The organism is Staphylococcus sp. HMSC057A08, from assembly GCF_001812925.1.
Taxonomy (GTDB): domain Bacteria; phylum Bacillota; class Bacilli; order Staphylococcales; family Staphylococcaceae; genus Staphylococcus; species Staphylococcus hominis.
Map to the genome: position 1 here is coordinate 17,172 of NZ_KV810869.1, position 9,843 is coordinate 27,014.

At 32.4% G+C, this 9,843-nt stretch carries 9 protein-coding genes; 1 reads left to right on the forward strand and 8 read right to left on the reverse strand.

The features are described from left to right. Positions 1-10 precede the first annotated feature (10 nt). The 8 genes from HMPREF2881_RS10180 to HMPREF2881_RS10215 form a co-directional block, all read right to left on the reverse strand. On the reverse strand, positions 11-514 hold the full coding sequence (locus HMPREF2881_RS10180; RefSeq protein WP_002486192.1) for a DUF1643 domain-containing protein: 504 nt from the start codon (positions 512-514) through the stop codon (positions 11-13). Positions 515-529: 15 nt separating this feature from the next. Next, positions 530-841 (reverse strand): DUF960 family protein, encoded by a 312-nt coding sequence (locus HMPREF2881_RS10185; protein ID WP_032603510.1) that lies wholly within the window; start codon positions 839-841, stop codon positions 530-532. An 86-nt stretch (positions 842-927) separates the two neighbouring features. Then, positions 928-1,278, reverse strand: coding sequence for an SAUGI family uracil-DNA glycosylase inhibitor (locus HMPREF2881_RS10190; RefSeq protein ID WP_070653753.1), 351 nt, complete (start codon positions 1,276-1,278; stop codon positions 928-930). A gap of 500 nt (positions 1,279-1,778) precedes the next feature. Further along, entirely contained in the window at positions 1,779-3,407 is a 1,629-nt protein-coding gene (gene ccrB / locus HMPREF2881_RS10195; RefSeq protein ID WP_070653754.1) for a cassette chromosome recombinase CcrB, read from the reverse strand. A 33-nt stretch (positions 3,408-3,440) separates the two neighbouring features. Continuing rightward, the gene (gene ccrA / locus HMPREF2881_RS10200; RefSeq protein ID WP_070653755.1) at positions 3,441-4,778 is read right to left on the reverse strand and encodes a cassette chromosome recombinase CcrA; all 1,338 of its coding nucleotides are present in this window, start codon (positions 4,776-4,778) and stop codon (positions 3,441-3,443) included. Between the two features lie 186 nt (positions 4,779-4,964). After that, on the reverse strand, positions 4,965-6,734 hold the full coding sequence (gene cch1, locus HMPREF2881_RS10205) for a cassette chromosome replicative helicase (protein WP_070653756.1): 1,770 nt from the start codon (positions 6,732-6,734) through the stop codon (positions 4,965-4,967). Then, the gene (gene ssb, locus HMPREF2881_RS10210; protein WP_070653757.1) at positions 6,734-7,030 is read right to left on the reverse strand and encodes a cassette chromosome ssDNA-binding protein; all 297 of its coding nucleotides are present in this window, start codon (positions 7,028-7,030) and stop codon (positions 6,734-6,736) included. The genes cch1 and ssb overlap by 1 nt, the downstream gene beginning before the upstream one ends. Before the next feature lie 192 nt (positions 7,031-7,222). Continuing rightward, positions 7,223-8,263: a hypothetical protein gene (locus HMPREF2881_RS10215; RefSeq protein ID WP_070653758.1), complete on the reverse strand. Its 1,041-nt coding sequence runs from the start codon at positions 8,261-8,263 to the stop codon at positions 7,223-7,225. A 133-nt stretch (positions 8,264-8,396) separates the two neighbouring features. Between HMPREF2881_RS10215 and HMPREF2881_RS10220 the strand changes: the two genes are divergently transcribed. Next, positions 8,397-9,812, forward strand: a complete 1,416-nt coding sequence (locus HMPREF2881_RS10220; protein WP_070653759.1) for an ATP-binding protein — start codon at positions 8,397-8,399, stop codon at positions 9,810-9,812. The last annotated feature ends 31 nt before the right edge of the window (positions 9,813-9,843 follow it).

The window sequence follows — 9,843 nt, forward strand, 5'->3', positions numbered from 1 at the left end:
AATCCTCCTTTTATTTCAATGTCCATTTTTGTCTTGCTTTAGGATTGAGTGGGTGCATGATTTCATTTGTTGCTGGATTTATGAGCTTTTTGACTTTCTTTTTATGAGGTTTTAACATTTCCATCACTTGCGCTACACGTTCGACGACAACAGGGCGCTTCGCATAGGCACCATAAGCAAGAATCACTGTTTCACTTTCACTTATCGCTTTCATCAAGTGAATGTCGGTGTGTTCATCGTATGGCTCGTTGATATGTTTGAGATTTTCTGGACTTTTAATATTAGAGAATAGATTTACAAGATATACAGCACCGTATCGTTCTGAATTCGCTAATTGATTAAGAATAAGAACAGTAGTAAGATCGAGTGATAATACGCCATCTAAATGAGGATACATCGTTATCACTGTACAAGTGGGTTTCTTTTCATCCCATGTTTTTTTGAGTAAGTAGCGGTGTTTTTTATCACTGCTAAATATCGCTTCTGTGTGTATGGTACTGTTTATTGTATTCATATATCGTCACTTCCTTTAGTATTCTTCTGGTAAAAGCATCACATAATAAAAAGTGTCTACGTCATCTTCACGAATGACGTAGACTTTCTTAGGTAATGCGTTTTGATTTTTTACATAGTTTGTATAGTGATATTCCAATTTGTATGCGGGTTGTTCTTGTTCATGTGTGATTGAGAGTATATTCTCATCTTCTTGCAGTTTAAAAATGTGTAGGTAATCTGTATGAGGTTGATTGTCCCGTTCTTTTACCATGTTCCAAAGTAAGATTTGAAGGTCTAGAGATAGTTGTTCACTAATGCCTCTTGTGATGTATCGATTGATTTTCATGTTATTTTACCTCATCTTGAATTTCTTTCATGATGATAATCGCTTGGCTAATAATCGTAACAGATATTTGTGCCACTTTGATCCAATTATTCATGGTTATTCCCTCCTTCTCTTAGTAAATGACGTTCATCAATAATTGTATTTTTAGTATCTGTGAGGTACAGAAAGTCCATATCAAAATGATCCAGATAACCAATGCTGATGAGTTGGTTATTGGCGTACATTAGAAATGGATAGATACTTAGCTCATGTAGCTCATTGTTATAGTAGGTATAGGTTTCAAGTGTAAGATGAGCAAGAGGAGAATGCTCTACAAAACGAGTAGGGAGTATATTTTCTGCTGCATCTTCTAACGCTTCACATTCCCATGTTTCATTGTTAGATAGTTGGAATAGACGAGTTATATATTGTTTGAGTTCTTGAGTGGTTGTTTTCATATCATTGCCTCCTAGATAGTGTGATAGTGATGTAATTCATATACATCATTGGGATAATATATATTTGATTTGCCATTTATTACGGATCCCGTTGACAATATGAGAAAATTCCAATCAAAAACCCGTGATAAACGTTGGTATAACAAGGAAATCCCGGAATCCCACTCATTTTGACGAACAATCAACTCATTATTTATAAGTATTGATGATAGGGTTGGGTCTCTGCTTCCTTATATATATTATTTATTTATAAAGAATAACGGGATTTTGGGATTGTGCTTGCACAATCCTTCTGCTTCATCGAGTAAGCAAATCCCATTCATTTCCCGTTAAAAAATCATTGTGGGATGTTCTTTAGCAATTTCAATATAAGCATCGTGTAGTTATGAAAAAATTTACGACAATGACTGTTTCATTAGATAAGTGTTATTGAAATTGATAAAGAGAATTCTAAAAATGGTTAGATAAAATAAGTGAAAGAATAGCAGTGTAGTTATTGTTTATTCAATAGTTATATATAAAGTTTGTGGCAAAAATAAAGACGAAGTGCTAAGGAGCACTTCGTCGAGTGGATGGTTATTAAATAGTTGTTTGATAATATCATTATTCAATTTGAGTGTGACATAAAATTGTTTCTTATGATGCTCATCTTTTCTTATGTCAATACGATCGATGACTGTTAGATATAGTGATTTCAACTGAGATTTCTCTAATTTGTCTATATCTTTGAATATTGTTTGTAGTATGTTGGCAATCATATCAGCATCATAATGTGTAGCTTCCGCTTGTTTATCTTGTTCTAGTTGATGGATTTGATTATTTATTTGATTCAATTCATCTTGATAGTTAAGTATTGTGGGTTTCAATACGCTATCTAAGTCAGGGGAGTCTTCGATGGTTTTCGTTAGTGTATGCATTTTGGCTTTTATTTCTTCACATTGTGACTGTTTATAGGCAATATCATGATTCAAAGAAGAGACGTCTATTTGACTTCTTTCATTTACTTTTTCGACTAATTGTTTCAATAACTTTTTACTTTTAATAATTTCTAATATCTGATCCATAACATATTTTTCTAATACATCTGCTCTAACAGAATTGGCTGAACATACTTTAGAACCTTTGTTTCTAAAATTGCTACATGAATAATATCTGATTCTTTTCTTAGTGCCATCTTTTAAAGTGTTGGTTGTATTACTTGCCGCCATTGCTGCACCACATTTTGGGCACTTTACAATCCCAGTAAGTAGATTGGTCCCTTTACCATGAACTTGTGGTTTCTTACGACTCTCTTGGCGTTTGAATTGCACTTTATCCCATAAAGCTTGACTAATAATAGGTGTGTGTTTGCCTTCAGCGATCACTGGATTATCATTCAAGCCTTTACGTCGTTTATCATTCCAATCTTTGTATTTCGCGAATTGAATTTTACCAATATAGAATGGGTTTGAGAGAATATAAGTAACAGCTGAAATACTAAATGGATTGCCTTTTTTAGTCACATAGCCTTTGTGATTGAGTGCATTGGCTATTTTACGATAACCATGACCTTTGGCGTAAGATTCAAAGATATATTTAACGATGTTAGCTTCATGTTGATTAATCATTAATTCTTTTTTATTATCAGGTATGTTATTATATCCTAATGGAAGATTGCCTTGATAATAGCCCTCTAAAGCTCTTTGACGTTGTCCGGTGTAAATGTTCTCTAAAATTGTATTTCTTTCAAATTCGGAAAAACTTGCAAGTATCTGGAGCATTAACTTACCTGTTGAATTTTTGACTTCCATGCGTTCAGACAAGCTAAAAAATTCAACATTTTGACGATGAAGTTCTTCGACGATTGTAAGTAAATCGGAAGTATTACGTGCCAAACGATTTGTTTTATAAACCATAACACAGTCTAATTTTCCATTTTTAGCATCATTTAACATGCGCTGTAATTCAGGACGATTCATAGATTTTCCTGATATACCCCGATCTGCATATATATCAACGAGTTCATAGCCGTTAAATTGGCAATATTGCTCTATTTGTGTAATTTGTCCCTCGATGCTATAACCCTCTACTTGTCTCTCTGTGGATACGCGAATGTAGCCTCCTACAAGCTTTTTCTTCATTTTATCCATTATAATCCATCCTTTCTTTAATTATACAATTGATCATTTCATAGTCTGCTTTACAATATTCAGTGGTTCGTTTTTGAAATAGATGCCAGCGAGGCTTTTATTTTTAGAAATATTAATTTCATCAATATAGGGGTACAACATGTTTAGCGTGAAACGTTGTTGAATGATGTTTTGGAAAGCTTTTCGAATTTGATGCGCACTGATTGATGATATAGGTTTTGATCGTTGATGTAATGATTGCGTTTGTTCTCTGAACGTTTCTGCATCAATTTTGCCTTGGGCTAATTTTTCTATCAGCTGCTCGTGATTGAGTGTAGTTTTAGTTTCTATATCTCTTTGTCTTTTGAGTCGTTGTTGAATAGTATGGTTTATTTTTGAATAGAGCTGTTGATTTTGAAAGAAGTCCTGACAAGTCGCTAAAACACTTGTTTCTAATTCTTGTGCGTTGATTCCTTTAAATTCACAAACAAAGCGAGCGTTATTCATATTTTGCGGACAGACATAGTAACGCAATGAATGATCTGGTTTTCGGACAGTCATGTTTGTGAGTGTCGAATGACAATAGGGACATTTGATTTTTTGTTTGAGTTGATTTTCTGACGGCTTACGTTTTACTTGTTTCTGAGTTCGGGTAACTTGAGCTTCTTCGTATATCGTTGTACTGACAATAGCTGGGAACATGTTTTCATATTGTCCGTATTGATTGATAACACGGCCACAGTAATTAGGGTTGAGGATAATATTACGCACTTGATAAGGCTTGCGATTAATGAAGTTATCATCAGCTTCTAAATATTGCGCAATTTTTTTATAACCATAACCTTGAAGGTAATAATTGAATACAGCTTTTATTGTTGGTGCTTTTACTGTGTCTATCGTGAAAGTACCATTATGATATTGATACCCAAAGGGTGCATGTGTTGTAATCATTTTATCTTGTTTCGCTTTTTCTTTGATTCCATTTCGTGTTTGTTCACTGATATTATTAGACTCCATTTCAGCTAGACTCATAAGTATGTTTAGGCGAAAGCGGTCAAATTCCTTAGATAAGTCAAAATAACCATCATTCACACTGATGATTGTGACGTGATGCTTTTTGCAAATTTCAAAGAATTGTATGGCATTTTTCAAATTACGATGTAGTCGATTCAAGCGATAGCAACACAATACTTTGCATTCTCCAGATATAATCATTTCTACCATTTTTTGATAGCCTGAACGTTTTGTATTTCGACCAGTTTTCTTATCGTCATAAAATTCTATATTGTGCCAACCATATTGCTTTGCAGTTTCCATAATAAGTGACGTTTGAGTAGCTAAGCTTTGTTGTTTGAGTGTACTTTGACGTACATAACCAATGACTTCGACCATGGCCTTCACCTCCAAAAAGATAATATATATTTATGAGTAAATTCGAATGAAAGGTCCAACGTGCTTTTAACACGTAGGACCGCAATGATTAGTTATCGTTCTGTAACTCTTCAACGATTAAATCAGCTAGTAATTCAATCAATTCATCCATTTTATCTACTCCTGTACGATTTCATCTTTAAGTTATTAAAAATCAATTAAATCATCGTTCTGTTTTTTCCATGATTCAAGTATCTTTTTGTTATCCAAGTTAATTTCAGCTTTAATAGGTTCAGCATCTTTAGTTAGACCAAAAATAGACGCATATTCTGAATCTAGCTTTAAATGGTAAAAGACAAGTGACTGTTTTTTGCCATTGCCATCTTTGACTGTTCTTTTTGTTGTAATTCGATCATGGTCAGATTCGATAAATCCTTTATCCCTTAGTGCATTAACAACATTATTAACATCTTGGAAGTGATGCTCTAACAACATATTTTTAAATACAGACGCAATGATTTTGACTTCGATATGATTATCTTTTAAGGCAATTAGTCCATAGTTCTCCATCATATTCTTTAACGCTTTGTCATCAGAAAACTTACCACGGTTTTGTGCTACAAATTGAGTAATGACTTCGATCGCTTTATCTGCCAGTGATCGTTCAGAGACTGTATGAGCATGATAATCAATAAAGTAGTCTCTGATTTTAGCGATATCAATATCTGTAGCTAAAACACGACCTAATATTTTCGCAGATGTTGTAATGACTGCATAACGCTTAAACATACGAATACCTGTATTGTTTGTTTCACTGTTCAATTTAGCTTCAAACCAATCTACTTCTTTGTAAAACCATTGAATAACTTCATCTTCACGATTTATAAGGTATTGAGCTACTAACGGTAAAACATGACCATGGTTTAGTGCCACGGCTTTTTTGATATTGTCAGCATTGGTCGCATTTGTAGTAAATTGTTCATTAATCTCGATGGTTCTTACACGTAATCCATCGTTTTGAGCAGAATCAGTAAAGATACTGTATTCAGAGGTTGAAATCACAGAAGTGCCCCAATTCTTAGGCGTTTTAACTTCTCCGTGTACATTGGAACGTTGACGCCCTTGACCTTCAGCGATAGAGTACAATAACCCCGTTGTATCTTTAAAAGTTGCTGATGAGAGTTCATCAAATACAATAGGTATACCAAAATTGTTACTCAAGTAACTTTCAAGTGCATTACGTGTGGCATTCCAACCTCGAAAAAGTGTTTGATTACCTTTAGTTGGATTTCCAGCGACGGATACTGCTAAAGCTGCTGCTGTTGATTTACCAGTTGATGACTGGCCTGTAAAACTAAAGATAATTCCTGCAAATTCGATTTCACGTTTGTACTTCAGAAAGCTTGTCACTAAGGCAGAAATTCCAAATACGACCGCTAACTCTAGAAGAAGATGACCTTTGACTTCGTTAATATACATATTTAACCAATCTTTAAATGTACCTTTAGGCTCTAATGGATAAGCACTATCGACAATAGGATCTAAAGATGCTAACTGATCATATTGTTTAGATGTATAAATGGTATCTATCATTACAATGTAACCATGGGGTGTTTCTATGATGCCCGAGCCATCATATAAATCAGAAGTGGGCATTTCATCGCGCATTAATTGTAGTGCATAGCTCAAATCTTTTATATAATTTTCATTGATACTGTGACCATATTTAATCAAGGAAGGTAACTTTCGAGTTGTTAAAATATCAGAGTCAAATGTATGTTCTTTATCCTTACCGTTAGAAATAATTATTTTTTCTGTATTTTCTAAGGCATGCCAAAATTTAGCTTCAACAGCCATACAACTAGACATAGTCACTACTTTTTTCTCATCTCCATCTTTTTTAGGTGGGATAGTTTTATGCCAACCCATTGTATCTAAATGGTATAGGCCTAGTCTAAAAATGTCATGATGACTCATTAGCGAACACCTCCTTTCGAAGGGTTGCTATCATTGAGTGGATTAGGTCCGACTTTCATATATACTAAATGACCGTTGGTATTTTTACCGATAATAATAAATGGAACACGTGGCGCATGTTTTACAAAATATGCGAACCAACGCCCAACATTTTGTTGTACTGCTTTAGAACACGGCACATTTGCACGACGGTTCAAGTCATGGAAAGTAAATGCTTGTCCCTCCGATAAATTAAATGAAATACCTAAAACTTTATTTTTTAACGCTTTAAAATCATCTTCTTGCTTGTAAGACATTTGAATTCCTCCTACTAATTAATAAAAATAGGAAAATCAAAGGTGCGCACAATTAATTTTCTTAAGGTTATTTTAGCCAATAAGTAATCATTTTAATGCTTGTAAAAAAATGTTAGAAATTCCGTACTAAACTGAGAAGGTTTTTTGTTGACAAAAATAAAAGCGCTGATTTTACAGCGCTTTAAATAGAAGTTAATTTGAAGTTATATAAAAGTAGTCAGAAGGAGGATTATCATTGTCATTATAATGGTTTAGTGCTTTGTTGATTTCATTTACTAACTTATCATGATGTTCTTTTGTTATTTTTTTGGGGTATTTGAGTTCTTTGTCTTCTAAGTCTTCTGGAGGCACCAAATCACTATTTAGGATTAATGATAAGAGCATATTTTTAGGTACTGATGCTTTAGTGTCTCGATGAGTAATATATTTTGCTAGTGGAAAATGAATGGCAGTTTTATCATTTTGAATAAGGTAGCTAGTTTGATTTGTTTCGATACTTTCAGCAAGTTTTGCATTTATCTCCATATCTAATTCCTCTAACTCATTTAAGTAATATTCTAATAGTGAAATACGATCGATGTTAGTTATACCAGTGGCTGTAAGAATCGCTATAATTTTAGATTTAATACCAATTTCGATGCTTGAATCAATTAAAAAATAAAGGTAATATACTGTCATTGCATGAGCATAATCTTGCTGGTCGGTAATTTCATTCTTAATGAAACTATATAGATTTTCATTAATTTTATTAGTAACATTCAGGTCTTTTTTGTTCAATCCATTTTTAAAGAAGTGTAGGTAATCTGAATTATTATACAATATATCATATAATATATATAAACTTTCGCTTTTAAAAATATAAGATTTTCCTGCTTTAAAGTGTTCGCTATTAATGCCTAGAGCATTACAAAATTTCTTGAAATTGGCTGAAAAATTATTCTTTTCTTGAATAAACATATCATTGTCATTCAACTTTCCACTGCATTCTCTCAGTAATTCAATATTCTTTTCTATTGTATTAGCATCGTCTGAATCCATTTTTAGAAGGCTATATCTTGCTATATCGCTTATATTGATAGTAGATTCATCTGGAAAATGTTGTAATTTTTCAGAATCTAATCCTTGCAATGAAGAGTCATCTTCAAAAACTTTTTTTACATCTATTTTATCAATGTCCTTTATTATACTCAATAAACCATCTTCTAAGTCTTTATTCCATTTTTTGTTATTCAATATTTTCACACCTTATTAAATTATTTAATAGATTACTATTCATTAGTACTATTATAATATTTATTAAGGTACTAAAATAGCTATGATAAAATAAGAACACATATATTTGTCTGAGAGAAAGGAGTTTAAGTGAATGGATAAAGTAGAAATGTATAAAACTCTAAAAGAAAGTACTCACTTTGATAGAAAAGAAGCACGTATTGAAAATAGGAAAATATTAACACATGTTAATGGATTTGCAAATGCAGAGGGGGGGATTTTAGTAATTGGTATTAGTGACGATGGAAAAGTGATTGGGTGTAAGCAGTATGAAGGGAAAACTGCAGCAGATATTAAACGATTAATAACTAATGGAATTGTTCCTTTAATAGAAGTTAAAGTTGAAGAAATAAAAGTTAATGACAACTACATAATAGAAATAGAAGTTCCTCCAAATCCAGACGCAATAGTAACAATAAGAGATAGTGAAGATGTATATTTAAGGCAAGCTGATAAAACTGATAAACTTAAGCATAATCAAATTATTTCTTTAGAGTATGATAAAGGTCAAAGATCATATGAAGATGAAATTTGTAAAAATTTTGATGAAGAAGATTTAGAAGAAGATTTATTTAATAGATATAGAGAAATAATGAAAAGTAGTCGTTCAAATAAAGATATTTTAAATATTAGAGCAGGCGTGGGTAAGAATGGATATACTAATGTAGCAGTTTTAATGTTTGCCAAAAATCCTGAAAAATATATTCCAAATTCAAGAGTTCGCTTTATTAGATATGAAGGTACAACTCAAGAAACTGGGAGTCGTCTTAATATAATAAAAGATCAAAGCATAGAAGCCCCTTTGCCTAAATTAGTAGAAGAAGTGAAAAATTTAGTTCAAAGTCAACTAAGAGATTTTAATAGTTTAGATAAAGAAGGTAAGTTTATTTCTGTTCCAGAATACCCTGAGTTTGCTTGGTTAGAAGGGATTGTAAATGCTATTGTACATAGGGATTATTCTTTAACAGGGGATTGTATAAAAATTAGTATGTATGATGATCGATTAGAAATTATAAGTCCTGGAAGATTACCTAATATGGTTAATCTTGAAAATTTAAAAGAAACGCGTTTTTCCAGAAATCCCAGAATAGCACGTTTAATGACTGAGTTTGGTTATGTAAAAGAACTAAATGAAGGAGTTAAAAGAATCTATCAAGAAATGAAAGAATTCTTTTTGAAAGAGCCAGAGTATTCAGAACCTGCTAATAAGTCGGTGAAATTAAAATTAGAAAATAATATCGGTACTAGAAGAAATAGAAAAAATGAAAAAGTTAATGACTATTTAACTGAAGAAGTAATGGACACTCTTTCTAAGGAAGAAGTTAAAATTATCCAATATTTATATCCTTCTAAACAGATTAATGTAAAAAAAGCTAATAGAATTCTTGGAAAAAAAGACACATATTCACGAAAAATACTGAATGAGTTAGTGAAAAAAGGATTAATTTATTGGCATGGAAGTAGCAGACAAGATCCAACACAATATTACTCATTAACCGAAGAAGAATAACGAGAAGTAACGAGAAGTAACGAGAAGTAAC

Excerpts from the sequence above, each read along its gene's own strand:
- ccrA (WP_070653755.1), bottom strand. The coding sequence starts at position 4,778 with ATGGTCGAAGTCATTGGTTATGTACGTCAAAGTACACTCAAACAACAA.
- HMPREF2881_RS10180 (WP_002486192.1), bottom strand. The coding sequence starts at position 514 with ATGAATACAATAAACAGTACCATACACACAGAAGCGATATTTAGCAGT.
- HMPREF2881_RS10185 (WP_032603510.1), bottom strand. The coding sequence starts at position 841 with ATGAAAATCAATCGATACATCACAAGAGGCATTAGTGAACAACTATCT.
- cch1 (WP_070653756.1), bottom strand. The coding sequence starts at position 6,734 with ATGAGTCATCATGACATTTTTAGACTAGGCCTATACCATTTAGATACA.
- ccrB (WP_070653754.1), bottom strand. The coding sequence starts at position 3,407 with ATGGATAAAATGAAGAAAAAGCTTGTAGGAGGCTACATTCGCGTATCC.
- HMPREF2881_RS10220 (WP_070653759.1), top strand. The coding sequence starts at position 8,397 with ATGGATAAAGTAGAAATGTATAAAACTCTAAAAGAAAGTACTCACTTT.
- ssb (WP_070653757.1), bottom strand. The coding sequence starts at position 7,030 with ATGTCTTACAAGCAAGAAGATGATTTTAAAGCGTTAAAAAATAAAGTT.
- HMPREF2881_RS10190 (WP_070653753.1), bottom strand. The coding sequence starts at position 1,278 with ATGAAAACAACCACTCAAGAACTCAAACAATATATAACTCGTCTATTC.